Origin of the sequence: Actinomyces glycerinitolerans, assembly GCF_900098745.1 — a bacterium.
In the GTDB taxonomy this organism is placed as follows: domain Bacteria; phylum Actinomycetota; class Actinomycetes; order Actinomycetales; family Actinomycetaceae; genus Actinomyces; species Actinomyces glycerinitolerans.
In genome coordinates this window covers 220,237-246,499 of the sequence record NZ_FQTT01000011.1, presented here as the reverse complement: position 1 = coordinate 246,499, position 26,263 = coordinate 220,237, and the positions used below count along the sequence as shown (strand labels likewise).

Below are 26,263 nucleotides of genomic sequence, written 5' to 3'. Positions count from 1 at the left end.
TGCGCGGTTTCGGTGCCGTCTAAGGGACGTCGGGCCGGAGAGCGCCAGTCGGCGCGATGGCCGCTCGTGGCGGCTTATGTTGGAGCCCGGGGCCCGTCGCGGCCCGACGTCGCGACCAGGGTAGTACACGCGGCTCGGCTCCCGGCGCGTGTCCGCCCGCCGCGGACGTCGAGAAGCCCTCGCCCTTCCGGCGATGGTGGATGGGTCTCATAAAGCATAGGAATCGGGGACCGCAGTACCTCAGCTGAGTTAGATCAGTAACGATAAAGCCAGTCAGGTAAGGCCGGCTTGGGCTCGTATCCATCCGGTGGGGTGACACTCCACCCAAGGCCACGGAGAACATCTGCGGCGGTATCTTGCGACGATGCAACGATGGACTTGGTTTGTTCCAGTCGCCAGTCAGCGCGAGCCTGCGTCAGGGCTTCCATCGCATTGGGCGTGTACGTGAAGGTGGGAACAAGGAAGGTTCCCTGCCGGGTGATGCTCGTAGTCAAGGCGGACAAGCCATTCCCCGCCACCGTGTGGGCGCAAGCCGAACTGTGACCGCTCGATGAGCATGTACGGATGCTTCTGAGACAGCGTGCATTGGAAAGAGACCGTGAGGTCAAGCAGGCATCTACCACCTATGGTCAGGTTGATTGCGGCCTCGTCTTCAGGGCGGACGGTGGCGAACCACGGATCATCGCCAGCAACGTTGACCTGAAACTCGGGAGCTTCCATGGTCACCGCCCGGACCGTGTGAGTCAGGCCGTTGGCAAACCGTAAGGTCTGCTCGTCGACGCTATCGGTCATGCTCTAGTAAGAACAGCACGTCATGGTAGGCACCGAATAGCCGCAGGTCTTCCGAGGGGTAGTCTCCGGTGTACTCCTGGGCAAGCGCCGCGTCCAGGCTGCCGAAACGGCGCTCTAATTCATTGACGATGTCTCGTTTGCGGGCCTCTAGCTCCGGGCGTGTAAAGTGTTTTACCACGCCGCGAGGCGGCGCAACTGCAGTGCTCACAGTACATCCCTCCTTTGTGCGGGATTCGCGCGGCGCGCCTTCCCCTCAAGTATCCAAGGCGTGTCAACCCCTCGCTCGCTGCTGCGAACGACGAACGGCCGCCGCCCGCTTGGGCAACGACCGTTTGCAGGGGTATTCGGCCTGACGGCCTCTTACTCCCTCCTCTGCGAAGATCTCATGAGCAAGCTCATGGATCTTCTTATCGTCGGGGTATTCGGCCTGGCGGCCTTGTTACCCCTTCCTCCTCGGACGCCTAACGAGCAAGCTCACGGGCGCCCTCGTCGTCGGGGTATTCGGCCTGACGGCCTCTTACTCCCTCCTCTGCGAAGATCTCATGAGCAAGCTCATGGATCTTCTTATCGTCGGGGTGGCGGGATTTGAACCCACGACCTCTTCGTCCCGAACGAAGCGCGCTACCAAACTGCGCCACACCCCGTGTGCGGCACGACTATAGCCGCCGTCGCGCCGGTGGGGGAAATCGTGTCTCTGAGGGGTCGGTCACCCGCCGGGCCACGGGAGAGCGAGATCACAGGTTCCGTGGCTGTCCTCTGACGGCGTCGGGGCCCTAGCCGGCGGGGCGCAGCGTCAGCAGCGTCGCCTCCGGGTGACAGGCCACGCGCACCGGCGTGTATGGGCTGGTGCCCAGGCCGGCGGACACATGCAGAAACATGGCGTCGGCCTCCCGGTCTCCGGGGCGGGCGTCCGGCCAGTGGGACAGGCCCGAGGCGCGGCGGCGGTCCAGGTCGCAGTTGGTCACCAGCGCCCCGTAGCCGGGCAGGCACAACTGCCCGCCGTGGGTGTGCCCGGCGAAGGCCAGTTCCACGCCGTCTGCCACCATGGCGTCCAGAACCCGCCGGTAAGGGGCGTGCATCAGTCCCAACCGCAGCGGCCTGCCACTGCGGTCGAGGACCGGCTCACCGTCGTCGGCGCTCGGGACCACCAGGGCGGGTGGTGGGAAGGCGTCCCGATCCACATGCGGATCATCCACCCCGACCAGCTCGACACGGCGGCCACCGACGTCGAGGGCGCCGCGGGCATTGCTCAGATCGACCCAGCCGGCGCCCGTCTGCAGCTCGCGAACCTCCCGCCAGGGAAGCGGCTCGACGGCGGCCTCCTGCTCGGGGTCATCGCCCGAGCGCGGATCGCGGCGCAGATAGCGAGTGGGCAGCTTGAACACCGTGGTGCGGTAGTCGTGGTCGCCCAAGACGAAGGCGCCCGGCAGGTGCGCGAAGGGCTCCAGGGCCCGGCTGAGCGGCTCCAGGCCGCTGGCGAAGGACAGGTTGTCACCGGTGTTGACGACGACGTCGGGGCGGGCTTCCGCCAGGCCGCGCACCCAGGCCACACGTGCCTCGGTGTGATCGGTCAGGTGCAAGTCCGACAGGTGCAGGATCGTCAGCGGACGCTGGCCGGCCGCCAGCACGGGCACGTCCACCCGGCGCAGCACCGGCAGGCGAGCCTCGATCAGGGCATAGCCGAGCAAGCCGGCGCCGGCGGCCAGACCGCCGAGTACGGCGTTACGAGCCGCGGGCATATCAGTCCTCGTCGTCGGAGTCGTCGTCGCCGTCATGGGACCCGGCGGAGTTTTGCTGCGCCTGGCCGCCGTTGTTTGAGTTACTGGATGTTGGCGCACCGGCGCCCAGGCTCACCTGGTTGAAGGCCTCCACCGGCTCGCCGGCCAGGGCCGCGTCCATGTAGGTCTTGAACATGGGCGCTGGCAGGTCGGCACCGTACATGGTGGCGTAGTAGCGCCCGCCGATGTACTGGTGATTCATGGCGTAGTAGCCGTCGGAGTGGCCGGCCCAGATGGCGGTGGCCAGCTGCGGGGTGTAGCCGATGAACCAGGCGTTGTCCATCAAGTCGGTGGTGCCGGTCTTTCCGGCCGCCGGGCGCCCGCTCAGGGCGGCCCCAGGGCCGGTGCCCTTACTGGTCAGCACCGACTGGAGCGTGAGCGTCACCTGGTCCGCCGCGGTGGCGCTCATGACCTGGCTGCAACTGGCCGACGGAGTGCTCATCTCATTGCCGTCGGCGTCGATGATCGAGTCAATGGCGACGGGGGTGCAGTACACGCCGTGGGCGGCGAAGGTCGCATAGGCGTTGGCCATGGACACCGGGGTGGTCTCGGTGCCGCCGAGTACCACGGACGGGTAGGGGTCGACTGGATCCCCGCTGGCCTTGGTCACGCCCATGTCGGCCGCCAACTGGGTCACGGAGCACACGTCCATCTGCGCCAGCATTTCCGCATAGCCGACGTTGATCGACATGGCGGTGTCCTCAATCACCGTGTGTCGGCCATTCTCGCTGGGGTCGGCATTCTTGGGCGCCCAGGCCTCCGGATGGAGGTCAGGGTCGCAGGAGATGGTCCAGTCGGAGGAGTAGAAGGTGCGCGGGGTGGTGTTCGTAACCGTGTACCCGGAGCGCCCCTCCTGGTACCACTGGGCCAAGGCGAAGGTCTTGAAGGCCGACCCCGGCTGGAAGCCGTTCGACTCCATGCCGCCGTGCAGGTAATCCGCCGAGTAGGAGATCTGGGTGGCGGTGGGGTCGGAGCCCGTGGCGTCGCCGTAGTTGGTGTTCTGCGCCATGGCCAGGATACGGCCGGTGCCCGGCTCGATCGACACCAGGGCGGACTTGACGTTCGACGGGTCGCCGGTGGGCACGTAGGCCTGGATCGTGTCGTTGGCGTTCTTCTGCTTGGCGGGGTCCAGCGTGGTGGTGATCTCCAGGCCGCCGCGCAGCAACAGTTGGCGTCGTTCGGCCTCGGTGTCGCCGAAGATGTCCGAGTTCTCGATCTCCCCGACCACGTACTCACAGAAGTAGGCTGCCGAGCCTGCGGCCCCACAGCCTCCCACGGAGTCGGTGACGTTGAGCATGTCGGCGATCTGGGTGTCCAGACCCGCCTGGTACTCGTCGGCGGTGATGAACTCCTCCTCGTACATCTTCTGCAGCACCCAGTCCATGCGGCTCTTGGCCTTGTCCGGGTACTGGACCGGGTCGTAGGCGCCGGGGGCATTGGTCAAGCCGGCCAGCAGTGCCGACTCCGCGATCGACAGGTCCTTGGCCGAATGGGAGAAGTAGTGCTGCGCGGATGCCTCGACCCCGTAGGTGGACGGGCCGAAGGAGGCGATGTTGAGGTAGCCCTCGAGGATCTGCTGCTTGGAGTACTTCTGCTCCAGGGTGAGCGCGTACTTGATCTCTCGCAGCTTGCGGGCCGCGGTCGGCGCCTTGGCGGCGGCGATGGCGGCGTCGTCGTCGTTCTGCAGCCCCGCCTCGACCAGGACGTTGCGGACGTACTGCTGGGTGAGCGTGGAGGCGCCCTGTGAGCCGCCGTTGGCGTTGGAGACCACGGCGCGGACAATGCCGGCCGGGTCGACGCCCTTGTGCTGGTAGAAGCGCTGGTCCTCAACCGCCACGATGGCGTTCTGCATGCTCGGGGCGATGTCGTCCAGGGAGACGACGATGCGGTTCTCGGCGTAGAACTGGGCGATCTGGCTGCCGTCGGAGGCCTTGATCACCGAGACCTGGCTGGGCTCGAGGACGTTGAAGTCGTCGGGCAGCTCGTCGAAGAGCTGTGCGGAGGCGTTGGTGATTGCGGAGGCGACGCCGACGGCGGGCATGGCGAAGCCCGCCGCCAGTACTCCGCCTGCGCCGGACAGCAGCAGGAAGACCAGCAGCATCGCCACGACCTGGGCAGGGGACGATAAGGACCTGCCGCGGGAGGAAGACTTCGACATGGTGTCCACACTACGGCGAAATGGTGTGTTTGTGCACCGGGCTACGACGAACAGCGGCTGGAAAACGCCTTGGAGGCGCCGGTGCGTGGTGGTCGTGGTGTGGTCGACGGCCGCATGGTGGGGAGTGCGGGGGTGCTTGGTCGGCGCACGAACCCTTGTGCGGATGCCAATTTGGCAAATGACCATCGGTTGGCATACCGTCTACGTGTGATCCGGCCGACATTGTAGTCGACCGCAGCGGTAGGGGAGTGAGAAATGACGAGCGACCAGACTTGGGCGGCCCGTGCGGCCTGCGCAAGCGTCCAGCCCGACCGGCTGTTCGGCAAGGGGGCGGAGCAGCGCGATGCCCGTTCGCTGTGCTTCACCTGCCCGGTACGCATGGAGTGCCTGGCGGAGGCCCTGGACTCGGAGTTGAGCTTCGGCGTCTGGGGAGGGCTCACCGAGCGTGAACGTCGAGCGCTGCTGCGGCGGTTCCCGGAGGTCACCGACTGGAGCGAGTGGCTGCGCCGCGAGGACGACGAACTGGTCGCCGAGATTCATGCCCGACGCGCTCCCCGCATCCTCGCGCGCGTGCGGTGACCGGCGCCGGTGTTGGGCCCGCGGTAACTGGGTCCGCAGCGCGCCCGTATGTGCTCGTTGCTTTGCGGGGCGGAATGCGCGGCCACGCCGCCGCTGAGCTTTCGGCTGTGCTTCTTGCCCCATAGGCTTTAGGTCATGACCGACGCAACAAGCAACAGCAATGCCCCGGGAATTACCCGGTGGGAGTACGCCACCGTGCCCCTGCTCGTCCACGCCACCAAGCAGATCCTCGACCAGTGGGGCGCCGACGGCTGGGAGCTCGTGCAGGTGGTTCCCGGCCCGACCGGCTCGGACAACCTGGTCGCCTATTTGAAGCGGCCACTGGCCTGAGACGTGGTTGCGGTCGGCGGTCCGGGTAACCGCGGTCGGCCGGACCGCCGACCACTCCGAGCGGCCGCGCCAGCAGCAACGAACGCCGAAACCGGCACGTCATTCGTGCCGGTTTCGGCGTTTTATCCGCGCCGAGCTTGCGGCGAAGGAGATGCGGGCGTCAGCGGGCGCGACGACGCAGGCGGTCGACGTCGAGCAGAGTGACGGCGCGCCCCTCCAGACGGATCCAGCCGCGGGAGACGAACTCCGCCAGCGACTTGTTGACCGTCTCGCGGGAGGCGCCGACCAGCTGGGCGAGCTCCTCCTGGGTGAGGTCGTGCGGCACGTGCACCCCGTCCTCCGTGGTGGAGCCGAAGCGGTCGGCGAGGTCCAGCAGGGCCTTGGCGACGCGGCCGGGCACATCGGAGAAGACCAGGTCGGCCAGGGCCGTGTTGGTACGGCGCAGCCGCTGGGCCAGGGCGCGCAGCATGTCCTTGGCCAGGGTGGGGTGCGTCTCGATGAAGCTCATCAGCTGGGTGTGCTCCAGCGCCAACAGGTCGGTGGGGGCGACCGCGGTGGCCGTGGTGGAGCGCGGGCCCGGATCGAACAGGGTCAGTTCGCCGACGACCTCGCCGGGGCCGAGCACCGCGAGCAGGTTCTCCCGCCCGTCGGCGGAGGCGTGGCCGAGCTTGATCTTGCCGGATAGGAGGATGTACAGGCGGTCGCCCGGGTCACCCTCGTTGAAGAGGATCTCGCCGCGGCGCAGGGTGGTCTGCGTCATCATGTTGCGCAGCTCTTCCCGCTCCTCCGGATTCATCCCCTCAAACAGTGGGATCTTGGAGATGATGCTGTCTTCCACGAGGGTCCTCCTGTGGTGTGTAGTAGGGCGGGCCCGGAAACGAGCGGGGCCTCTTACGTCATATCCTAGCCACGGCTTGTGACCTGTGGCACGCCGACGAGCATTGTAGTCTCACTGTGTGCCAGGTCAAATCATCGAGTCATCGGCCACGTCGACGGGTCCGGGCGGGTCGACCCCTAGCCCGGGCGCGCCGGTTCCCACCCCGGGTGAGCCAGACGCCCCGAGTGACGCGGCCGCCCGGCGGGCCGCCGCCGTCGACGACGTCCTGATCGGCCTGTACCCGGACGCCCGCTGCACCCTGGACCACGACAGCCCCTTTCAGCTGCTGGTGGCGACGGTCCTGTCCGCCCAGACCACCGACGCCCGCGTCAACACCATCACCCCGGAACTGTTCGCCCGCTACCCGGATGCGGCCGCGCTCGCTGGCGCGGACCGGGTCGACCTGGAGGCGCGGCTGCGGCCCTTGGGCATGCACCACACCCGTGCGGCCCGACTGATCGCGCTGGGTGCCGAGCTGGTAGCCGCTCACGGCGGCGCGGTGCCCGCGGACCGGAAGGCGTTGGTGGCCCTGCCCGGAGTGGGGCGCAAGACCGCCAACGTGGTGCTCGGCGACGCCTTCGGCGTGCCCGCGATCACCGTGGACACGCATGTGGGCCGCCTATCGCGCCGCCTGGGCTGGACGACGGCGCGCGATCCGCTCGCCGTCGAACGCGATCTTGCCGCCCTGTGGGAACCGGCGCGGTGGACGGGCGGGTGTCACCGGCTCATTGAGCACGGGAGGACGGTGTGCCGCGCCCGCGCTCCCCGCTGCGAGGCGTGCGCGCTGAACGCCGCCGGGCTATGCCCCCGGGTGGGCGTATGAACGACGTCCTGCGGCGCGCGCCGGTCCGCTGCCTACGGATGGAGGAGTGCGACTGGGACTGGGCCTGTCGGGGCGGGGCCGCCAGCTCGGTGAGGAAGGGCAGCAGCACGTCAACCAGCCGCTCGGGTGCCTCCTCCTGCGGGAAGTGCCCGACGCCGCGGATGGTCACCTGCTGCAGGACGCCGACCACATGGTGGGTGTCGCGGGCGTGGGCCCGGGCGGGCTGCACCGGGTCGAACTCGCCCTGCACGGACAACACCGGCACCGTCGTCGGCCGGTTCAGCGCCTGCACCTCGGCGCGTGTGAGGGTGGAGCGGCGGGTGCTCTCCAGTGCGGAATGCGCCGCGCCCGGGCGCGCCAGCAGTGCGGCGTAATACTCGGCGCCCTCGGTGACCAGTGGGCGCGTGGCTGGGGCCGCCCAGGAGCGCAGCAGCCGCTCGACGCCCGCCGTCGTCCGCAGGCTGCGTTCGGGCAGCAGGGGGACGTTGAAGAACAGGTGCTGCACCGTGGAGCCCATGACGGTGCGCATGGGCAGGGAGCGCACGGCCAGAGGATGCGGCGCCCCAATCGGCACCAGCCCCACCGTCAGCTCTGGTTCCAGGCTGGCCAGCGTCCAGCCGACCTGCCCGCCGAGCCCGGCGCCGACGATGATCGCGTGGTCGTGCCCGAGCGCGCGCACCACGGCGGCGACGTCGCGAGCGAGAGTGACCAGGTCGTATCCCGACGGCGGGCGGTCGGAGCCGCCGAAGCCGCGCAGGTCGACGGCGATCACGCGGTGGCCTGCGTCCGCCAGCGCCGGGATCACATGTCGCCACGTCCACCAGCACTCGGGGAAGCCGTGCAGCAGCAGGACCGGGTGTCCGGCCGGCGCGGCCGTCTCGGGGTTGCGTGCCGCCGGTGAGGCCGGGGGCGGGACGGCGGAGGCCAGCGGAGCCTCGGGGCCGGCCAGGACGACGTGGAAACGAGTACCGCCTGCGGTGACGTGGCGGTGGGTCCACGGTCCGGGACGAGTCACGGTGGCTTGCACAGCGGCAGCCTACTGGTAAGACGTCGATGCCCGCTCGGTCTGCCGCGGCCCTTCACCGACATTGCTTGAAAGAGCTGTTCGTGTTTGTGGGGGTGGTGGTTCGGGCTGGCGGTCGGGGTGTGGTGGTCGTGTTTGGGTGTGGGAGGTCGACGTCGGGCTGGCGAGGTCGTTCTCGGGTTGATGAGGACGTCGTCGGCGCCGTTGCGGGTATGGACGGTTCGTGTGTTCCGGTGACGGTTCGTCAGGTAGCAGCAACGGTTCGGCATGAACGACGACGGTTCGTACCCCTACCCCACGAACCGTCACCGGATGTGCCGAATCGTCGACCGCAACGTACGAACCGTCAGGCCAGCGCACGAACCGTCGGGCGAAGGTGCCGGACCGCTGGGTGAGTACACGAACCGTCAGACGAAGGCGTGAACCGTCACCGGCGTCGCCCGATTGTCGAGTGCCGAGGGCCGGCGTGTTCCCGAGGGAGGTCCGATCCATCCCCGAGCGAGGTTCATGCTGTGCTCGCGGAGCGCTCGGCTGGTGGCCGCGGAGCGAAGTGGTTCAGGCCATCAGTAGCGAGGCCGCCACGTAGACGGCGGTACCCCCGACCAGGGACAGGCCCATCGCATGGCGCCACAGGTGCAGTCCGGCAGTAGTGCCGATACCGACGACGGCGGGCAGCCAGGTGGCCGGGGAGGTGGTCACGCCGTCGAGCGTGTAGGCCACCAGCACGATCATGACGCCCAGTGGCATGGCGTCGCCGAGGAAGGTCAGCAAAGGTACGCGGCCGCGGCCGCGCAGGAGCACGAAGGGCGCGATACGGCAGGCGAAGGTGATCGCCGCCACCACCACGACGGTCAGCGCCAGCTGGGAGTTGGTCAGCATCAGCGCGCCTCCTCGCCGGCGGTCCGGGCGGCGCGTTGCCGCCAGGTGTACAGCGCGATCAGTGCGACGGCGAGAGTACCCAGGGCGCTGAGCAGGGCCGCCGATCCGCCCACCGCCAGTCCGACTGCGCCGGCCACGAACCCGATCAGCAGCACCGCCAGGTCCGGGTGGGAACGCCAGTTTTCAATCGCCAGGACCACGAACAGCGCCGTCAGCACGAAGCCGAGCAGTTCCACCCGCTCCCCGACCAGGGCAGCCAGACCCGTACCCGCAAGCGCCCCCGCCGTGGTGCCGAAGATCCACGCGCAGTGGCTCATGACCTCGACGGTGACGATGTAGCGCCCGCTCATCGCCGTCCGCTCCCGCGAGGCCAACAGGGCGTACACCTCGTCGGTGATGGCATGGATCGCATACAGGCGGGTGACCAGGCGGCCGCGCACCCGGTCCAGGGGAAAACCCAGTCCGTAGAAGACGTGCCTGCCGGAAACGAACAGTGTGGAGGCGGCGATCGCCGCCAGCGGCTCCCCGGCACCGGCCAGCGGTACCAGCAGCATCTGCATGGTGCCCGAGTAGATGAGCACGCTCCAAAGCGGCGCCCACCACCAGTTCAGGCCCTCGGCGACCAGTAGCAGGCCGGCCGCCAGGCCAAGCGTGATGTAGCCGATTACGACCGGCACGGCGTCGCGGGCGGCGTCGCGCCTCGTCACCATCGGCAGCGACGCCGGGCGGGACGCGGACGCCGGGCGCGGGCCGGTGGGGGAGGTACGGGGAGCGGGCACCGGCCCAGGTTAGGCCGCCGGCGGGCGCGGGAGCGCCGTTGGTTTCATGGTGAGACCGCGCCGCTGTTCGGGGCCGACCTGCCTGTGGGCGGCACCGCCGCGGACGCATCGGTGTTGGGGTCAGTCGTTGTGACGGCCGCGATCGATGATCTCCTGCTCGCGGCGACCCGCACGGCGGGCGTTGTGCGAGACCACGCCAACCATGATCATGAACATACCGAAGGCAACGAACTTGCCGCTGACGGCGTCCGCCCAGAAGTAGCTGGACAGGGAGGCGCCCAGGTTCGAATGTGCCGTGAGTCGGTCCAGTAACGGTCCGATCGAGCCGTTCATCGCCGTCGGTGCCACCAGGAACGGCACCCCGACCAGCAGCGAGACCACGCCGACGACGAAGGATCCCAGGCTGGAGCGGCTTGCCGTCCACAGGGCGATGGCGAGCACGACGGCGCCCGCACCCAACTCCAGCAGCGCGCGCACCGGCGTGCCGAAGCTCAGCGGGGTGGCGCCGTCGACCGCGGCGGCGGCCCCGTCGTGGAAGAGGTACCAGGCCAGGGGAAGGGCTACCACCCAGACCAGCACGCCGGCCCAGTGGGCGGCTGCGCGGGACTTCGGGCGGCCGACGACGCTGGAGCCGTCCAGCAGGATGTCGTCCTCCGTGCGTGCCTTGGGGGCGCGCGGCTCGGGTTGCTCTGCGGCGGGGCTGGCGTCTGCCTGGGTGTCGGGCGGTAGGTCCGCGGTGTCCTGTGAGGCGAGCGGCGGTTGAGCCGCCGGGGCCGGGGCGGGGTCCGGTGGGAACAGGGTGGAGGTGGTCTTCTCCTCCGGCGTGCTGGAGGCGGTGGGGATGGCGTCCGCGGAGGCGGCGGGGGTGGCCGCGAGATCGGCAGCGCTGGGCTCGGGCTCGGCGGTGTTCGGTGCGTCGGGCGTAGGTCCGTCGGCCGCGGCGTCGCCCGGCGCGGATGCGCGGGCCCAGGCCGTGGATTCGAGATCGGAAGCGGTGGCCTGATCCTCGGGGTCGTTCCCGGCGGTGGTGTCGGTGCTCATCGTGACCTCCTTTTCCGCCCACGGTAATGGTCGGGTACCCGCCCGCGGGGAGGCGTGCCGGGCGGGGGCCGAAAGTCGACCGAGTTGGCAGGTGAGGTGGCGTCGGCGGAGGCCGGGCCTGCTGCGGCGCCTTACACGTGCGGCGGTGTCTCGCGGGAGTGCAGTTCGGCGAGTTCACCCGCCCGCCCTCGGCGCCGGGCCAGGTGCGCGCCCCACCCGACCGTGACCAGCACCGTGCCCGCCAGCAGCAGGCTGATACCGGTCGGGTCGTGGGGAAGCAGCCGGGCCAGCAGCCCGGCACCAGGCAGCTGCGGCCACACCTGCGCCAGCATTGCGGGCAGAGAGAACAGTGCCAGCAGCGCCCCGGTGACGCGGGCCCCCAGGGTCGATCGCCCGGTCAAGGTTGCCCCCAGGGCCAGCAGCACCAGTGCCAGTGCGGGCTCGAGCAGGGCGCCTCCGAGCGACGCCCCCGGGGACACCAGGGGCGCATACCCGACCGCGAGCAGGGTCAGGCCGGCTCCCACCGCCACTGCCGTAAGCGGGAAGGAGATCACGTGGTCGCGCCGTCGCGAAGGCGGGGCCGCCGGGGTGACCCCCAGTTTCCGATCGCTCGCACCAAGCCTTACCGATAGGCGTGCCTCCACGCGCCCCGCGCGGCGAGCCCGGCGCATCCCCCAGGAACCGCCCAGCAGCAGTCCCGCGACGATGAGCACGGCGCCGGTGGGGATCAGGGAGCGGGCCCACTCGAAGGGTGCGGCGGCGGCGCGCTCGGGGCTGAGCAGGATGATTGCCTGCGCCACCAGCGCGACCACACCGCCGACCAGACCGCCCAAAGAGGAACGCACCGCGAACAGCCACTGCGCCAGGGCGGACAACAGCAGCGTGAGCAGCCCGAGCACGATCATGCGCAGCAGCTGGCCGGCGGTGGAGGCCTGGGCGGTCGCACCAGCCAGGGCGAGCGTCAGCGGCGGCAACACCACGCCGACGGCGGCGGTCAGCAGGTAGTCGCCGCGGCGCGAGCGCGGCGCCTGGCGGACGCCGTCGGGATCGGGATCAGGGGTCGACGGCGTGGGGACGGCTCGCCCCGATGACGCCGTCGCGGGGGAGGACTTGTCTTGCGCCACAACCGGATTCTAGACGATTGGCGGTTGGCCGTGCTCGGCGTCGTCCGTTGGCTGAGGTGTAGGGGTCTCCTCCCGTGGCATGACCGTGGCCGACGGGGCAATCGGTCGGCGGGGGGATTCGGACGGTGTCGGAGATGTTTACATTCCCGTTCATGAGAACGAAAATGATTCACAATAAGGTTGCTGCTCCGCTTGCGGTAGCGGCAGTCGCATGCCTGGCATTGTCTGCGTGTACCGCAGTCAGCGACAACCGCAGCGGCTCGACGGCGTCGGGCGGTACGACATCCGCCATCCCGGTGGATGCGCAGAGCGCTCCGCCGGTACCCGCAGGCCTGGAGACCTTCTACAATCAGAAGCTCGACTGGAAGGAATGCGACGACGACGCCTCTTTCCAGTGCGCCACGGCGAAGGTTCCGCTGAACTACGACGAGCCCTCGGGTAAGACCATCGACTTGGCGTTGAAGAAGCTCCCCTCCACGTCGGGCAAGCCGATCGGCACGCTGCTGACCAATCCCGGAGGACCCGGTGGGAGCGGCCTGGAATACGTCTCGCAGGAGGGCGTCTTCTCCGACGCACTGCGAGCGGGCTACGACATCCTCGGCTTCGACCCGCGCGGGGTGGGCGAGTCCACGCCCCTGACCTGCCTCAGCCCGCAGGAGATGAGTGAGGTGGCCGAGGCCACATTGCAGCAGAAGAGTTCCGGAGCCACCAACCAGCAGCAGGACAATGATGCCGCCGATCCGCGGCAGGGCTCAACGCCGGTGGACTTTGAGGAGGAGACCGCCGAGAGCACCGAGCAAACTGCGGCCGAACTGGCCGCCAGGTGCAAGCAGTACTCGCCTGAACCCGATCTGATCGACCACATGGACACCGCCTCGGTGGCGCGTGACATGGATGTGCTGCGGGCGCTATCGGGTGATGCGCGCCTGCACTACTTGGGAACCTCTTACGGGACCTACCTGGGAGCGCGCTACGCGGAGATGTTCCCCGCGAACGTGGGCCGGATGGTGCTGGACAGCGCGCAGGACCCCTCACAGGAGAATGCGGACAACGTGGTGCAGCAGGCGGAGGCCATTGAGAAGAGCCTGCGCGCCTACGTCGAACACTGCCAGGCGGGAGAGGACTGCCCACTGACCGGGGATGTCGACTCCGGCGTCGAGCAGATCAGGCAACTCATTGAGAAGGCCAACACCACGCCGCTGCCGTCCACTCTGGGCGACTCCGTAGACGGGGCGACGCTCACGAAGACCCTGATCGACATGATGTATGACAACAGTGCATGGGACCTTCTGACCGCGGCGCTCAGCCAGGCGATCAAGAACAATGACGGTACGGCCCTCGCCGTGCTGACCAATCCGTCACTGGTGGACGATGAGACGGACCCGCAGGAGCTGGCTGAGAAGGAGGCCCGCGAGGCGGCCAATGAGAACGCCATCAGCGCCATCGACTGCCTCGACTACCCGGTCCGTGGAGACGAGTCCGAGTGGGACGAGCAGGCGGCCAGAATCCAGGAGGTGGCGCCCACGCTCGGCACGGGGCTGACCTACCCCGACGCGTTCTGCAAGGGCTGGGGACACCACACCGATAACCAGCCGGGTGAGATCCGTGCCACGGGTGCGGCACCGATCCTCGTCGTCGGCATCACCGGAGACCCCGCCACCCCGTACCAGTGGGCCAAGGATCTGGCCGCCCAGCTGGACTCTGCCCGCCTGCTGACCGTGGAGGGCAACGGTCACGGCGCCTATAAGCGCAAGGGTGACTGCGTGGACAACACCATCGACAACTACCTGCTGCGCGGCGAGCTGCCGGAGAAGGACTTGACCTGCAAGGAGGAGATTGAGCAGTACTACTGAACCCGGGCGGGGCGGGTCGGTTGAACGGACTCGCTCAACCACCGCTGTGCAATGTTCAGAAAGCCATAGAAGTTGAAACGACCGTTGAAAGTGAAGCATCTGATGACTGAGTCCAGTCCAACCTCCTTCTCACTCACGCGCCGCTCTGCCGTAGCGGCTATCGGGGCCGCGCTCCTGCTGCCATTGGCGGCCTGCGCGGGCGGCAATGACTCGCGGGGCAAGAGCCCGGTGTCCACATCGCCGGCCCCCGAGCCCCCCGCGGGAGCGCAGGACCCGCTCGGCAGTCTGGCAGGTGCGCCGTCGCTGTCCGATGAGCAGTACGAGACCGTGGTAGAGGGGGTGTCCGTCTGGGTGACCCGTGTCTGGCCGCTTATGGGGCAGGTGTGGCCGGGGGTCGATTACACCAGGCATCGGATCGTGGCCATGCAGGTCGACGAGCAGTTCAAGGTGAAACGTGCGTGGGCGATCTCGGTTGACGGTCAACGGGAACTCAAGGCCGACGAGTACGCGAGCATTGAGGTGCCCACCTCCTACGGCAAGATCACCTTCGAGGACCAGCCGTCCATCACCCTCAACCTCGGTCAGGCAGCCACGGTGGGGGTTAGCGGCAGAGAGGGCGGTGGGGCCGCCGCGGGTATGAACTCCACGCCGTCCGTGACCGCCACCGGCGCCTCGGAGCCCGTCGCGGATCTGAAGGATCCGGCCACCTACGCCTTCGCGCTCATGACCCACGAACTGGTCCACTTCTACTATCAGGGCGAGATCAATGTGACCGCCTCCAGCAGCAGGGACACCCCCTACCCGTACCAGGCGCAGCCCCGCACCCTGCGGCGCATGATGCTGCACCGCTTGCGCCAGGCGGCAACGGATGCGGACAAGCGGTCCGAGCACTTGGGGCACGCCCGCTACTGGATGGACACCTGGAAGTCGGAGTTCGCGGGCGAGGCCGAGGACATCCATCAGTACGACATCGTTGAGGGCACTGCCCGGTACGTGGAGTACATGGCGCTGTCCATCCAGGAGAATCAGTCCCCTGAGCAGCTTCAGACCCGGCAGGCGGCGCTGCTGAAGGAGGAACCGCTGGACGTATCGGTCGACGTGGAGTCCTATGCATTCGGATTCATCACCGGGGTGCTGCTGGACGCGGTCAAGCCCGACTGGAAGAACGGCTTCTTCACCAGTGGCAAGACGCTCACGGAGATGCTCCTGGAGGACGTGGCCCCCGTTCCGGAGGAGGTTGACCCCGAGGTCGGTGGTCAGGTTGACGAGGCGATCAAGGAGGCCGACCAGTACGTTGCACCGGACATCAAGAAGATCGACGACGCCGAGGCGGATACTTCGGTGGCCTACCTGCACCTGCCCAAGTTGGATGAGATCGGTTACGGCGGTTCCTTCGTCTACAAGGACAAGGTGGTGCTGACCACCACCATTCTGGTCCTGAATGGTGAGGGGCAGAATCTTCAGGTGCTGGGAGTGCCGACCTTCACCGGCGCTGACAAGGAATCGCTGAATATCCCCTTGATCAACGCGCCGCACAGCTACGCCGACGGCGTGCTCACGGTCACGGGTGATGAGATCACCGGAACCATCAAGGCCGAGAAGACCACCGAGAACGGCAGGGAGGTGTTTGTCGCCAAATGACTCTTGGTGGGGAGCAATACGGCCCGCGTCGCCCAGAAGCGGGGCGCGTATAGGGGGGCGGCCGACGGTAAACAGCGGATGAGCATGGGACACGGTGACGGGTAAGTCCGCACCAGAACACCTCGCACCGACCGCCGCCGCGGCGGTCGGCCAGCAGGACCGAGTGTGGCGACCGGAGCGACATAGCTCCTCCAGGGCCCATTCGAGGTTCATTCAGCCCGTGCCCGCAGCCGTTCGGCTTTGTGCTCCCGCTCCCAGCGGGGAATGGGTCTGGCCGTCATCGCCAGCAGCGCCAGCACTCCCAGCGCCGCCGCGACGATCGGCCCCCAACTCGCCTGGCGAATCCCGACCCCGGAGATCTCGGTCATGAGCGAACCGAGGCTCAGACCCAGCACCACCATCAGGGCGATGCGGGCACGGGGATGCCCGAGCCAGACCGCCACCGCCAGCCCCAGGATCAGGGCCGTCATCACCGCGGTGGTTACCGTCGCCGTCGCCACGACCAGTCGACGGGTGTCGGCGACGCCACTCCCATCCAGTTCACGAGCAATGTCGTCGATGGCCGCACCGCCGAACAGCCTCAGCGCATTGGCACAAAGAAGCGACACCACCAGCACCATGGCCACAATCAGCTCCGGCGGCCGCCGACGGCGCACCTCGGCCTCAGTCCTGCGTGCCCGTTGCAATTCGCCACCGGAGTCGGGTACCAGGCGATCCAGGTTCAGCACGTACAGATCGCCGTCGGTGACGATCCGGTCGCCACCGCCGTTGCGGTGGTGGTAGGCGGTGAAGAAGTCCGGCCATATCTCCAGCGAGGCGGCATCATTGGCCCAGCGGACGTCGTCGACCACATAGTCGCGCTCGACGTCGATGTCGGCGTCGATCTTGTGCGTCACCTGGAAGGTGAGGGTGGACAGCCCCACGGAGCGGTCGTAGGTCGCACCGGCCAGCCAGTCCACGCGGCGGCCGCCGGGCATGACCCAGCCCTCGGGCACACGCCAGAACCGGATGTGATGCCGCTGGGCCGGGTTGCCCTCCACCTCCTTCTGGTAGGCGAAGTCCTGCTTGCGCCCGAACAGCAGTAGGTCGGAGACCGGTGCGGCCGGGTAGGAGCGGCGCAGCAGCGAGGAGACGACGATCCCCCATGCCGAGCGCAGCGTGATGGGGTCGGCGCGCACCCAGCCGGCCTTCGTCATTGCGGCATGGATGTCCTCCTCGTCGCCTAGCACGGCGAGGTTGACCGGATCGCCCAGCAGACCGTCGGCGGTACGGGTGCGGCCGATGAAGTAGTCGGGCACGTACAACCAGGTGAGTATCTGATGCAGGCGGGGCAGCGCCAGATAGGACAGCACCGCCCAGAACAGCACGATGTTGACTATCGCCCCCGGGCTCAGGTGGGTGCCCGAACCGAGCAGCAGCCATGCCAGCCAGAGCGTGGCCAGCGCGGCGACGGCGAAGAAGACGGCGTCCAGGACGTCGTCGAGGCCCCAGTCACGGGCGCCGGCGGCCAGCACCTTGTCCGATCCCGCCGAGTAGACGGGCGGGGAATCAGGACGGGGGCGAGTGCGCACCATCGGTGCGGCGGCGCCGCTGCGGTCGGCCTGGGCCGGTAACGCGCGAGCATTTCGTTCACCGGTCATGTCCCGCACAGTACCGGACCTATGACATCAGACAGCACCGGTCGCTTCCTTGACAAGCTGCGCAGGCCTTGCGGGGCCGAGGCCCCAACTTGGACGGCGGTGCTGGGTGCCTGTCCACTTGACCGCCTACTGCGCCGGTTTGTGCTCTGCTACGCCACTTAGCGGTCTGTTGAAGGCCTCCGAGGTATACAGCGGACCTCTAACCGGCGTACCAAACGGCGAAGTGGCGTAGCAGACGAGTTCTGCGGCGGGCACGACGGATCCGTCGCGCGTCGTCGTCGTAGTAGGTCGCCAGCCAGGAGACACGACGTGCCCGTAAACGCCTACGAAGCCGTCTTCTATCGAAGCGAGTAACCACCCGTACGCAGCTACACCGGGTCTCCGGCGAGTAGGACTGTTAGCACTCGGGGTGCGGTGAAGCGGCGCGGCTGTGCGTCGGGATTGAGTGTCCGCAGGACTCCCAAGTCGGCCAACTGCCCCACCAGACCACTGGCTCGCCCGTAGGACAGTCCAAGTCGCTGTGCCACCGTGCGCACCGTGAAAGACGGCGTCGACACCGCCAGGTCCACCAGGTCGGCAGCGCGTGCGGAACGCAGAGACGAGGAATGGATGACTTGTTTGAGTTCACCTTGCACCTGCGTGAGTGTCTCCATCTGCTTCTGGGTGCTGGTTGCGGCAGCGGCAAGGCCGGAGGCGAAGAAACTGAGGAAGGTGTCCCAGTCGCCGTTCGTGCTCACCCCGAGGAGGGCGTCGTAGTAGTGGCTGCGGCGAGCCTCAAACCAGGGTGAGACTGTGAGCGTCGGCTCACTTAGTACGCCGAGGGACAGCAGCGTCAGGACGATCAGGTAGCGTCCGAGTCGTCCGTTGCCGTCGCGGAAGCGGCCTCATCGCGACGGCCGATTACCACCTGGGTGGTGCGCAGGTGGCCCGATTCGGGCTCCAAAGGAGTCCCCCGCATCAGACGTCCCTGAAGGTCCTCGATGAGACCGACGGTGAGAGGTCGTCCCTCCTGAACCCAGGCGAAGCCCTGATCCGCCATGGCCACGTAGTTGAGGATCTCAGTCATCTGGGGCGTGGATGGAGCGTCTTCATCGGCTGTGAGGACATCGTCAAGCGGAGCGTAGGTGCCTTCCAACGCTGAGGTTGACTGAGCCTCGCGGCGCAGTACGGGCGTACGCAGGAGGTAAGGATTCGGCAGGCGACGAGCGGTGGCGTCCAAAGCCGCCAGAGCGGCGCGGGCCTGGGCGATGGAGCGGTATGTGGCTCCGGTCAACTCAGGTTCGTGCGCGCCCAAGGATGCCGGGATGAAGGCCTTGTGTCTCCAGTCTCCAAGGAGCGCGTCAGAGCCTGCGATGTCGACGAGTTCTCCCATCGAGCTGTGTTTGAACATCTCAAGGTCCACCATGTCAGCCTAACGGCACTTGTGTGACATGTTCCAGAGGAACTTTGCATACAACGGGCACTTGTGTGACATCTGCTCTTGGTGCGTTGCACATAACGGGTGTTTGCGACGCAGTCGCATGCGCACCGGCTTGTGGCGGGCTCCGCCCGCACGCCTACAGTGGCTCCGTGATCAGCATGGGGGTGTCGATCGGACCGCCGCCTGGCGAGCGGCCGGCGCGCGGGGTGCCGTCCGTGCGCGCGGCCGAGTCCGCGGGCGCGCCACGCGCGCGGCACCAGCGGCCTGCGCGCACCAGTGATCCCACCGTCCGGGCACTGGAGGCGCTCGCCGCTCACCCGCGGGTCAAGCGCGCCGAGGATGCCGTGCGCGACGCCTCCACGCAGTTGCGCTGGCACCAGGCCCTACGTCGCCGCTGGCGCGAGGCCCGCGCCGAGACCGCAATACGTGGCGCCATCGCCTCCGCCGCCGTCGAGGGCGTCGTCCTGCCCGCCGCGGTGCTGCGCGACGCCGTCGCCGCCCGCGGCCTGGCCGAGGCCGCCACCGGCGATCCCTCCCTAGACGCCGCCGCCGGGCTGTGGCGCGCCGGCGTGCGCCTGGGCGAGTGGATGCCCGACCTGGGCGGCCCCGCCCGACCCGCCCAACCGAGCCCCCGCACCTTGCTGACCGCCTTGCACCGCGACGTCGCCGGCCCCCTCGCCGCTACCGGACAAATCCCCTTGGACGCGGTCGCCATCCCGCGCGCCCCGGGGGTGTCCCCGCGCGAGGGCGGCCCCGGAGCGGCTCCCGACGCCGCCGCACTGCGGGACCGCATCGCGGCCCTGCTCAGCCTCCTCGACCTTCCCGGCGTCCCCGCGCTCGTGCGCGCCGCCGTGGTACACGGCGAGATGATCACCGCCCGCCCCTTCATCGCCGCCAACGCCGCCGTCGGTCGGCTGCTGGTGCGCTACCTGATCACCCGCGACGGGCTGGAACCCACCGGCGTGGCCGTCACCGACCAGTACGCCGGCCGCGCGCCCGGCGCCTACGCCGATGCGGCCGCCGCCTACGCCTCCGGGCAGCCCGACGGCGTGATCGACTGGATCGTTTGGCAGGCGGAGGCGATCCTCGTCGGTATCCAGGAGGGGCAGGCCATCTGCCGCTCCGTCCTGGCCGGGACCACCGCCGTTCGCTGAGCCGCGACCGGAGCCCACAGGCGCGGTTCAAGACACCCCGCGCGGACGCTATCCACAGGCCGCCGGCACCATTGCCGGCTCCCGGCGCACCCTGTTGGCGGTCGGCACGAGTCACGACCGTCCGGCATCGTCGCGCAGGAGGCCCCATGGAAACCGCTCCACTCGTCCCCAACGTGCGGGTACTCCTCGCCGGCACCGCCGACGGCGCGCAGCCTGCCGCCCAACCGCCCGCAGTCCCGGAGGGCTTCCCGGCGGACATCGTGCGGGCCTGCACCGGCGCCGAACCCGTCGTCACCGTGCCCGGAGAGGATCCGCTCGGCTCCGCCCGGGCCCTGCTCGCCGAAGCGGATACCTCCGCCGTCCTGCTGCTGACGCGGCAGGGGAGCCCCGAGGTACCCACCCAACCGGGGATCGTGGTGGGCGGCCTCGAGCGCTGCTGCGCCCCCGACGGCGCCGACCACCTCCTCGTCCTGCTGCTGTCCGCGCAGCATCCGCCGCGGGCCCGGCTCCTGGTTGTTGTCGGTGCGCGGGGCGGACTAGGCGCCAGTACCTTCCTGCTGCATCTGGCGCGCGCCTGCCACGCCCGCGGCAGCGGCGTCGCCATCGTCGACGCCGACCCCGCCGGTTGCCTGGGCCTGCTCATGGGGGACGGCGTACTGCCCGGGCTGCGCTGGGCGGACCTGCCCGACGACGAGCCCGCCTTCCGCCCGGAGAAACTCACCACCGCCCTGCCCACCTGGCTGGGCATGCCCGTGCTGACCGGGGACGGGCGCGGCGGCCCCCACGATCCGCAGCAGCTGCGCCCCGTCCTGGACGCACTGCGCGCCGAGCATGACCTGGTGCTGCTCGACCTGCCCCGCGGGTGGCCGGTGCCGCAGGGCGCCACCGTCCTGCTGGTGTCCGGGCTCGACCTGCGCTCGGCCGTCGCCGCGGAGGCCCTGGCCGCGCGGTTCCAGGCGGCGAGGCGGGATACCGCCCCGGCGGGCGCGGGGGCGGACGCGCCACCCGGGCTGTACACGGTGGTGCGCAAGCTCGGCGAGGACGTCAGCCCCGACGAGTTGGCGCTGATGACCCGCACCGAGATCCTCGCCGTCCTCCCGCACGAGCGCACCGTCGCCCAGCGCATCGCCCGCGGTGACGATCCCACCCGCGGCCGCGGCACCCTGCGCGCCCAGGCGCGCGCCGTCGCCGAACGACTGCTGGGCGACGTCGAAGCACCCGAGGGCGCGTCATGGTAGCCGCATCCTCACCGGTCGGCCCGGGCATCACCCCGGCAGAAGCTCCGGGAACGGGCGCCGGGGACGCCGACCGCGACGAGCTGGCCCGGGTGCGCAACGCCCTGGCTCACGGCGCCAGCCTTGACGCCGCCCTCGGCTCCGGGGCCGCCCCCACCACCGGCGCGGGCGGCCTGGCCCGCCTCACCCGACACGTGCGCGCCGACGTCGCGGGTGCCGGCCCCGTCCTACAGCCTTTGCTGGAGCTGGACGGCGTCACCGACGTGCTCGTAGGCGCCGGCTGCACCTGGATCGACCGTGGCCGCGGGCTCGAACCGGTCCCCGACGCCGGCCTGCCGGAGACGCAGGCGCGGGCGCTGGCCGTGCGCATGGCGGCTGCCTGCGGTCGCCGCCTGGACGACGCCAGCCCCATCGTCGACGTCACCCTGCCCGACGGCACCCGCCTGAACGCCGTCCTGCCGCCGCTGAGCGCCGACGGCACCCTCATCTGCCTGCGCACCAAACGGCGCCGCGCCTTCACCCTGCCCGAGTTGGTCGCCGCCGGCACCATCGTCCCCGGCATGGACGCCGTCCTGACCGCACTCGTGGAATGCCGCGCCAACTGCCTGGTCACCGGCGCCACCGGCACCGGCAAGACCACCCTGCTGGCGGCCCTGCTGGGGCGAGTGCCCGGCGATGAACGGATCGTGTGCATTGAGGAGGCCAGCGAGCTGCGCCCCGACCACCCGCACGTCATCCACCTGCAGGAGCGCGGGGAGAACGTTCAGGGTGTCGGCGCCGTCCCCATGACCACCCTGGTGCGTACCGCCCTGCGCATGCGGCCGGACCGGATCGTGCTCGGCGAGTGCCGCGGCCCCGAGGTCCGCGACGTACTGACCGCGCTCAACACCGGCCACGAGGGCGGCTGGGCCACCCTCCACGCCAACTCGCCCGCCGACGTTCCCGCCCGCCTGACCGCGCTGGGCGCCCTGGCCGGCATGGGTGAGACCGCCGTGTCCGCCCAGGCCGTCAGCGCCCTCGACGCCGTCGTCCATCTGCGCCGCCAGGCCCGACCCGGCACCACCACGTTGCGCCGGGTAGTCGCCGTCGGGGTACTGGAGCGGGACGGGGAGCGGATGCGCTGTCGGGACGCCCTGGTGGTCGGCACCGACGGCGTGGTGACGGCCGGTCCCGGCGTGGACCGCCTGGCCGCACGGATCGGGGAGACACCCATCGCCGCCGCCCTGGGTGTCGACGCCGCGCGGAGCCCCGCCCCGGACGCAGTGGCGCCGGTGACCAACGCCGAGTCTCCGAGGCGCACCCGCGCGGGCGGACGCAGGAGCCGAACATGAGCGGCGCGCAAGTATTGGCCGGGCTGCTGGTGGCCCTGGCCGCCGCGGTGATCCTGCTGCCCGCCCGGCGTGAGCCCCCGGCCGCGCTCGGCACCCACCACGCCGGACGCCTGGCCCGACCACCCCGACCCGGCGCCGAGGACCTCGACCTCGGACTGGTGCTGACCGAGGTCGCCACCCTGCTGCGCTCCGGCGCGACCCCGCAGCGCGCCTGGGAGCGCACCTTCCAGCGCGCCGGCATCAGCGAGGGCACTCGGCCCGACGATGACGGCGTCCCACCCGCCCTGCGCGCCCTCGCCCGGGAGCCTCCCACGGGCTGGCTGCCCCGCCGCCGGGCGGGACGCTGGCAGTGGGAGCCGCCGCTGCCGGGGCGCCGCGCCCGCAACGCCCGTCGGCGTCTGACCGCCGCGGCGGTGCCCGGGGCCGTGGCCGCCTGCCGACTGACAACGGCGCTCGGCGCCCCGCTCGCGGGTGTGCTGGAGGCCGTCGCCGGGGGAGTGGCCGACTCCGGGCACGCCGACGCCTCCCGCCGCACCGCCCTGTCCGGGCCGCGGTCCACCGCACGCCTGTTGGCCCTGTTGCCGCCGGTCGGGCTGCTGCTCGGCTCCGCGGTCGGCGCTCATCCCGGGCGGATGCTCCTCGACGGCGGCTGGGGCAGTGCCCTGGGGGTGGCCGGCGTGGTCCTCATGGGCGTCGGCCACTGGCTGACCGGAAGGCTGGTCGCGGCCGCGGCTGCCGCCCCGGAGGAGGTTGATGAGGCCCTCGTCCTGGACCTGGCCGGGGCCGCGCTCGCGGCCGGCGCGTCGGTGCCGGGGACGCTGCAGGCGTTGGGGCGGGCCTTGGACGACGAGATGCTGGGCGTGGTCGGTCGGGCCCTGCTGCTGGGGGCCGACTGGGACGAGGCATGGCGGGCCGGACGCGGGGGAGTGGGCGCTGCCGCGGACGGTTCGCAGGATGGCGCCGAGGAGGGTGGTGCCGCGAACGGGCCGCACCGACGCCGGTGGTGGGGTTGGGCGGAGTCGCGGGGGCCGCGCCGCTACGGCCGGCTCGAGGCGTGCCTGCGGCCGGGCTGGGAGGACGGCGCCTCGCCCGCGCCGCTGCTCGCCGGCACCGCCGCCTCCTTGCGGGCCGGCCGGCAGGCCGCAGACGCGGAGGCCGCCGAGCGCCTGGCGGTCCGACTGGTGCTGCCGTTGGGCACCTGCTTTCTGCCGGCCTTCATCATCCTGGGGATCGTCCCGGTGGTGCTCAGCGTAGGCGTGGACATGCTGGCCGGATGAACCCGGGAGACGGCGGGGCGGCTGGCTGCGGTGGGCACGACCGGATACGCGTGCGGCCCGCGGTGGCCGGCGCGCGGTAAAGCGGTACGGTCGCCCCTATGACCGACGCCCCCACCGCTCCACCTCCGCCCGTGGCCACTCCGGCCCAGGCCGCCTCCCTGCGCGCCGACCTGGAGGCGTCCGGCTGGGGCGTGGACGCCGTCGCCGAACTGCTCGGTCCCGCCGCCGACGCCGCCCTGCGTCGCGAGCAGCGCTACCCCGCCCTGCGGCGGGTGCGGGAGGTGCTGAGTGCCGAGGGTTCCGCCCGCACCGATGCCGAGCCGGGCGGTGCGGCCGACCCCGTGGCCGTGCTGACCGCTCTGTTCATGCTCGGGGAGCCGGTGTCCGCAGCGGAACTGGACGCGGCCCTGCCGCGCACCGGTTCCGCCGGCGCCCGGGCCATGGGGCTGGTCGTCGCGGTCGCGGACCGGGTGCGGGCCGCCATCGACCTGCGCCCCCACGAGGCGCGCGACGACGTCGGCGAGGTGCGCTGGTGGGTGGCCTCCGACCTGGGGGAGCTGGTATCGCAGGGGCAGTTGGCCCCCGACCACGTCCTTGGCATTGGCGGAGCCGGCCTGACCCTGGCCGGCCTGACCCCGCGCACCCCGGTGGACACCGCCCTGGACCTCGGCTGCGGCTGCGGCATCCAGACCCTGTACCTGCTGCGGCACGCAGAACACGTCGTCGCCACCGACATCTCCGCGCGGGCACTGGCCTTCACCGCCTTCAACGCGGCCCTCGCCGGCACCGACCCCGGGCGGTTGGAACTGCTGTGCGGCTCCTTCCTGGAACCGGTGGCCGGGCGCCGCTTCGACCTGGTCGCCACCAATCCGCCCTTCGTCATCACTCCGCCGGCGGTCCGCGCGGCCGGCCTGCCGCTCATGGAGTACCGCGACGCCGGCGGCCCCGTTCTGCCGATGCTCCTGCCCGCCCTCGGGGCGCACCTGACGGGCGGCGGCATCGCCGTCATGCTCGGCAACTGGGAGCACCACGCCGGCCAGGACTGGCGGGAGCGTGTGAGCGGCTGGCTGCCGGAGGGCGTCGACGCCTGGGTCATTCAACGGGAGGTGCAGGACCCGGTCGAGTACGCCACCATGTGGCTGCGCGACGGCGGCACCATTCCCGAGCGCGACCGCACCGGCTTCGAGGCCGCCCTGGGGGCGTGGATCGACGACTTCGCCGCCCGGAAGGTGGAGGCCGTCGGCTTCGGCTACGTGGTGCTGCACCGGCCGGATGAGGCAGATGCCGGGGGCCGTGCGCCCTGGCGGGCGCTGGAGGAGGTCGGCACCCGGCCGACGGGCCCGCTCGGACCGCATGTGGCGGCGTCTGTGGCATCGCGCAGCCGCCTGGCCGCCATGAGCGACGTAGAGGTGGCGGCGCTGCACCCCGTCGTCGCGCCCGACGTCACCGAGGAGCGCCACCTGCGTCCGGGCGACAGCGAACCCAGCGTGATCCTGCTGCGTCAGGGCGGCGGCTTCGCTCGCACCGTGCGGGCGGACACGGCGCTGGCGGCGCTGGTGGAGGTGGCCGACGGTGAGCTGAGTGTCGGACAGATCGCCACCGCCGTGGCGGCACTGACCGGCGCCGACGCCGAGGCGCTTACCGCGCGCATGGTCGCCGACGCGCGCGACCTGCTGGCCGACGGGCTGCTGCTGTGGGAGTAGGACGGGTGATCCGCAGATCGGGCTTGTCGATCGCGCGACTGTGTCACCATAATGATGGGGAGCCGAGCGGCGGCAACCGCCCGACTCCCCGGAGACATCCGGAGATGTTGATCTCAGCGGCCTAGCAGGACGCTGCGCAGAGCCGCAAGGGCCCAGATCATCGGCGGAATGCTTTCGACGACAGTCCGCCAGATCTGGGCCTTTTGCTCACTCTTCATCCCCCTCGGCGCCTTTGGCCTGGTGGCGTCGGCACTGCTGGCGGAGGTGGAGGCGGCACCACGGTGAACATCACCCGCGGGTCGCGAGCTGTTGCGGGTTATAGGCGCGAACGTGTTGCTTTAGACCGGCGTGTCGGGGTGTTCTAGCTGGTTCGTCCGGCCCAGCCTTTGCGGGCCCAGAGGCCTTCTTCGGGGTTGTCGGCGCGAACGTGTGTGTGGTTCGGGCGCCCCCGGGCTCACTAGGTCCTGTTGTGTAAGTGCTTGGGTGGCGATGCACGGTTGGGTGGCGGTGTGCGTGGCTGTTGAGCCTGTCTGTTGGACCCCTGTTCCCCGGTTGGACCGCTGTTCCCCGGTTGGACCGCCGTAGCCGCCGGTTACAGCGGTCCAACGGGGCGTGGGCGGTCCAACGGGGCGTGGGCGGTCCAACCGGGGCGGTGCACTTCCACCGTTGGGTGCCTGCGGCGGTGCGGCCGGGCTTCTTCATAGGGGTCTGACAGATCGGGCAGAGCCTTGCTCGTGGGGACCGTGTTCTCACGGCCCGCACATCTACCCCCGAAAGTCAACCACCGCCCCGGGTTAACCTCCCAGGCCATAATCACCCCGACTT

The 26,263-nt window shown here is 70.0% G+C and carries 23 protein-coding genes, 1 tRNA gene and 1 pseudogene; 10 read left to right on the top strand and 15 right to left on the bottom strand.

The genetic code is table 11. The features are described from left to right. Positions 1-399: 399 nt before the first annotated feature. The 5 genes from ACGLYG10_RS15605 to ACGLYG10_RS09625 form a co-directional block, all read right to left on the bottom strand. Positions 400-792, bottom strand: a complete 393-nt coding sequence (locus tag ACGLYG10_RS15605; protein ID WP_244542643.1) for a hypothetical protein — start codon at positions 790-792, stop codon at positions 400-402. After that, positions 782-1,000, bottom strand: a complete 219-nt coding sequence (locus tag ACGLYG10_RS09640; protein WP_073331036.1) for a hypothetical protein — start codon at positions 998-1,000, stop codon at positions 782-784. The genes ACGLYG10_RS15605 and ACGLYG10_RS09640 overlap by 11 nt, the downstream gene beginning before the upstream one ends. 362 nt (positions 1,001-1,362) lie before the next feature. Further along, positions 1,363-1,436, bottom strand: a tRNA-Pro gene (locus ACGLYG10_RS09635). Between the two features lie 129 nt (positions 1,437-1,565). Next, entirely contained in the window at positions 1,566-2,531 is a 966-nt protein-coding gene (locus ACGLYG10_RS09630; protein WP_073331033.1) for a metallophosphoesterase, read from the bottom strand. 1 nt (position 2,532) lies between these two features. Then, positions 2,533-4,728: a transglycosylase domain-containing protein gene (locus tag ACGLYG10_RS09625; RefSeq protein ID WP_083565840.1), complete on the bottom strand. Its 2,196-nt coding sequence runs from the start codon at positions 4,726-4,728 to the stop codon at positions 2,533-2,535. A 255-nt stretch (positions 4,729-4,983) separates the two neighbouring features. Here ACGLYG10_RS09625 and ACGLYG10_RS09620 point away from each other — a divergent pair, with 255 nt between their 5' ends. Continuing rightward, positions 4,984-5,307 (top strand): WhiB family transcriptional regulator, encoded by a 324-nt coding sequence (locus ACGLYG10_RS09620; protein ID WP_073331031.1) that lies wholly within the window; start codon positions 4,984-4,986, stop codon positions 5,305-5,307. Positions 5,308-5,478: 171 nt separating this feature from the next. Further along, complete coding sequence (locus tag ACGLYG10_RS09615; protein WP_073331415.1) at positions 5,479-5,637, top strand: Sp36 family protein; 159 nt, start codon at positions 5,479-5,481, stop codon at positions 5,635-5,637. A gap of 160 nt (positions 5,638-5,797) precedes the next feature. Here ACGLYG10_RS09615 and ACGLYG10_RS09610 read toward each other — a convergent pair whose 3' ends face one another. Further along, complete coding sequence (locus ACGLYG10_RS09610; protein WP_073331028.1) at positions 5,798-6,475, bottom strand: Crp/Fnr family transcriptional regulator; 678 nt, start codon at positions 6,473-6,475, stop codon at positions 5,798-5,800. A 133-nt stretch (positions 6,476-6,608) separates the two neighbouring features. On the opposite strand from ACGLYG10_RS09610, the gene nth reads away from it, so the two are divergent. Next, positions 6,609-7,337 (top strand): endonuclease III, encoded by a 729-nt coding sequence (gene nth, locus ACGLYG10_RS09605; protein ID WP_432416226.1) that lies wholly within the window; start codon positions 6,609-6,611, stop codon positions 7,335-7,337. Here nth and ACGLYG10_RS09600 read toward each other — a convergent pair. The 5 genes from ACGLYG10_RS09600 to ACGLYG10_RS09580 form a co-directional block, all read right to left on the bottom strand. Continuing rightward, entirely contained in the window at positions 7,240-8,364 is a 1,125-nt protein-coding gene (locus ACGLYG10_RS09600) for an alpha/beta fold hydrolase (protein WP_073331027.1), read from the bottom strand. The two genes, nth and ACGLYG10_RS09600, sit on opposite strands and share 98 nt — an antisense overlap. A 552-nt stretch (positions 8,365-8,916) precedes the next feature. Then, positions 8,917-9,240 carry a branched-chain amino acid transporter permease gene (locus tag ACGLYG10_RS09595; RefSeq protein ID WP_073331024.1) on the bottom strand — a complete coding sequence of 108 codons (324 nt, stop codon included), beginning with the start codon at positions 9,238-9,240 and terminating at the stop codon, positions 8,917-8,919. After that, positions 9,240-9,950: an AzlC family ABC transporter permease gene (locus ACGLYG10_RS09590; RefSeq protein ID WP_073331021.1), complete on the bottom strand. Its 711-nt coding sequence runs from the start codon at positions 9,948-9,950 to the stop codon at positions 9,240-9,242. The genes ACGLYG10_RS09595 and ACGLYG10_RS09590 overlap by 1 nt, the downstream gene beginning before the upstream one ends. A 189-nt stretch (positions 9,951-10,139) precedes the next feature. Beyond that, entirely contained in the window at positions 10,140-11,060 is a 921-nt protein-coding gene (locus ACGLYG10_RS16670) for a hypothetical protein (RefSeq protein WP_244542642.1), read from the bottom strand. Positions 11,061-11,191: 131 nt separating this feature from the next. Beyond that, positions 11,192-12,184: a hypothetical protein gene (locus ACGLYG10_RS09580; RefSeq protein ID WP_244542641.1), complete on the bottom strand. Its 993-nt coding sequence runs from the start codon at positions 12,182-12,184 to the stop codon at positions 11,192-11,194. Between the two features lie 152 nt (positions 12,185-12,336). Here ACGLYG10_RS09580 and ACGLYG10_RS09575 point away from each other — a divergent pair, with 152 nt between their 5' ends. Both ACGLYG10_RS09575 and ACGLYG10_RS09570 read left to right on the top strand, forming a co-directional pair. Next, the gene (locus tag ACGLYG10_RS09575) at positions 12,337-14,037 is read left to right on the top strand and encodes an alpha/beta hydrolase (RefSeq protein ID WP_244542640.1); all 1,701 of its coding nucleotides are present in this window, start codon (positions 12,337-12,339) and stop codon (positions 14,035-14,037) included. A 102-nt stretch (positions 14,038-14,139) separates the two neighbouring features. Then, the gene (locus tag ACGLYG10_RS09570; protein WP_073331016.1) at positions 14,140-15,678 is read left to right on the top strand and encodes a hypothetical protein; all 1,539 of its coding nucleotides are present in this window, start codon (positions 14,140-14,142) and stop codon (positions 15,676-15,678) included. A gap of 209 nt (positions 15,679-15,887) precedes the next feature. Here ACGLYG10_RS09570 and ACGLYG10_RS09565 read toward each other — a convergent pair whose 3' ends face one another. The 3 genes from ACGLYG10_RS09565 to ACGLYG10_RS16660 form a co-directional block, all read right to left on the bottom strand. After that, on the bottom strand, positions 15,888-17,252 hold the full coding sequence (locus tag ACGLYG10_RS09565; protein WP_139240953.1) for an LssY C-terminal domain-containing protein: 1,365 nt from the start codon (positions 17,250-17,252) through the stop codon (positions 15,888-15,890). Positions 17,253-17,686: 434 nt separating this feature from the next. Next, on the bottom strand, positions 17,687-18,055 hold the full coding sequence (locus ACGLYG10_RS16665; protein WP_244542639.1) for a Fic family protein: 369 nt from the start codon (positions 18,053-18,055) through the stop codon (positions 17,687-17,689). A gap of 104 nt (positions 18,056-18,159) precedes the next feature. Further along, complete coding sequence (locus tag ACGLYG10_RS16660; protein WP_244542638.1) at positions 18,160-18,723, bottom strand: Fic/DOC family N-terminal domain-containing protein; 564 nt, start codon at positions 18,721-18,723, stop codon at positions 18,160-18,162. Between the two features lie 173 nt (positions 18,724-18,896). On the opposite strand from ACGLYG10_RS16660, the gene ACGLYG10_RS09555 reads away from it, so the two are divergent. The 5 genes from ACGLYG10_RS09555 to ACGLYG10_RS09535 all read left to right on the top strand — a co-directional run bounded on the left by ACGLYG10_RS09555 (position 18,897) and on the right by ACGLYG10_RS09535 (position 25,438). Next, positions 18,897-19,892 (top strand): Fic family protein, encoded by a 996-nt coding sequence (locus ACGLYG10_RS09555; RefSeq protein WP_348520450.1) that lies wholly within the window; start codon positions 18,897-18,899, stop codon positions 19,890-19,892. Positions 19,893-20,038: 146 nt separating this feature from the next. Continuing rightward, positions 20,039-21,130, top strand: a complete 1,092-nt coding sequence (locus ACGLYG10_RS09550) for a cellulose synthase operon protein YhjQ/BcsQ (protein ID WP_073331009.1) — start codon at positions 20,039-20,041, stop codon at positions 21,128-21,130. Continuing rightward, on the top strand, positions 21,124-22,458 hold the full coding sequence (locus ACGLYG10_RS09545; protein WP_170866498.1) for a TadA family conjugal transfer-associated ATPase: 1,335 nt from the start codon (positions 21,124-21,126) through the stop codon (positions 22,456-22,458). Before ACGLYG10_RS09550 ends, ACGLYG10_RS09545 begins: the two co-directional genes overlap by 7 nt. Further along, a complete protein-coding gene (locus ACGLYG10_RS09540; RefSeq protein WP_073331006.1) occupies positions 22,455-23,735 on the top strand; it encodes a hypothetical protein in 1,281 nt (426 codons plus the stop codon). Before ACGLYG10_RS09545 ends, ACGLYG10_RS09540 begins: the two co-directional genes overlap by 4 nt. A gap of 98 nt (positions 23,736-23,833) precedes the next feature. After that, positions 23,834-25,438: a DUF7059 domain-containing protein gene (locus tag ACGLYG10_RS09535; RefSeq protein ID WP_073331004.1), complete on the top strand. Its 1,605-nt coding sequence runs from the start codon at positions 23,834-23,836 to the stop codon at positions 25,436-25,438. Positions 25,439-26,092: 654 nt separating this feature from the next. Here ACGLYG10_RS09535 and ACGLYG10_RS16995 read toward each other — a convergent pair. Beyond that, positions 26,093-26,191, bottom strand: a pseudogene (locus ACGLYG10_RS16995) (transposase-like zinc-binding domain-containing protein); the annotation flags it as partial. Positions 26,192-26,263 lie beyond the last annotated feature (72 nt).

Coding starts and splice junctions, on each gene's coding strand:
- ACGLYG10_RS09565 (WP_139240953.1), bottom strand. CDS start 17,252: ATGGTGCGCACTCGCCCCCGTCCTGATTCCCCGCCCGTCTACTCGGCG.
- ACGLYG10_RS09570 (WP_073331016.1), top strand. CDS start 14,140: ATGACTGAGTCCAGTCCAACCTCCTTCTCACTCACGCGCCGCTCTGCC.
- ACGLYG10_RS16660 (WP_244542638.1), bottom strand. CDS start 18,723: ATGGTGGACCTTGAGATGTTCAAACACAGCTCGATGGGAGAACTCGTC.
- ACGLYG10_RS09620 (WP_073331031.1), top strand. CDS start 4,984: ATGACGAGCGACCAGACTTGGGCGGCCCGTGCGGCCTGCGCAAGCGTC.
- ACGLYG10_RS09535 (WP_073331004.1), top strand. CDS start 23,834: ATGACCGACGCCCCCACCGCTCCACCTCCGCCCGTGGCCACTCCGGCC.
- ACGLYG10_RS09545 (WP_170866498.1), top strand. CDS start 21,124: ATGGTAGCCGCATCCTCACCGGTCGGCCCGGGCATCACCCCGGCAGAA.
- ACGLYG10_RS09550 (WP_073331009.1), top strand. CDS start 20,039: ATGGAAACCGCTCCACTCGTCCCCAACGTGCGGGTACTCCTCGCCGGC.
- ACGLYG10_RS16670 (WP_244542642.1), bottom strand. CDS start 11,060: ATGAGCACCGACACCACCGCCGGGAACGACCCCGAGGATCAGGCCACC.
- ACGLYG10_RS09630 (WP_073331033.1), bottom strand. CDS start 2,531: ATGCCCGCGGCTCGTAACGCCGTACTCGGCGGTCTGGCCGCCGGCGCC.
- ACGLYG10_RS09555 (WP_348520450.1), top strand. CDS start 18,897: ATGGGGGTGTCGATCGGACCGCCGCCTGGCGAGCGGCCGGCGCGCGGG.
- ACGLYG10_RS09575 (WP_244542640.1), top strand. CDS start 12,337: ATGAGAACGAAAATGATTCACAATAAGGTTGCTGCTCCGCTTGCGGTA.
- ACGLYG10_RS09595 (WP_073331024.1), bottom strand. CDS start 9,240: ATGCTGACCAACTCCCAGCTGGCGCTGACCGTCGTGGTGGTGGCGGCG.
- ACGLYG10_RS09625 (WP_083565840.1), bottom strand. CDS start 4,728: ATGTCGAAGTCTTCCTCCCGCGGCAGGTCCTTATCGTCCCCTGCCCAG.
- ACGLYG10_RS09590 (WP_073331021.1), bottom strand. CDS start 9,950: ATGGTGACGAGGCGCGACGCCGCCCGCGACGCCGTGCCGGTCGTAATC.
- ACGLYG10_RS09540 (WP_073331006.1), top strand. CDS start 22,455: ATGAGCGGCGCGCAAGTATTGGCCGGGCTGCTGGTGGCCCTGGCCGCC.
- ACGLYG10_RS15605 (WP_244542643.1), bottom strand. CDS start 792: ATGACCGATAGCGTCGACGAGCAGACCTTACGGTTTGCCAACGGCCTG.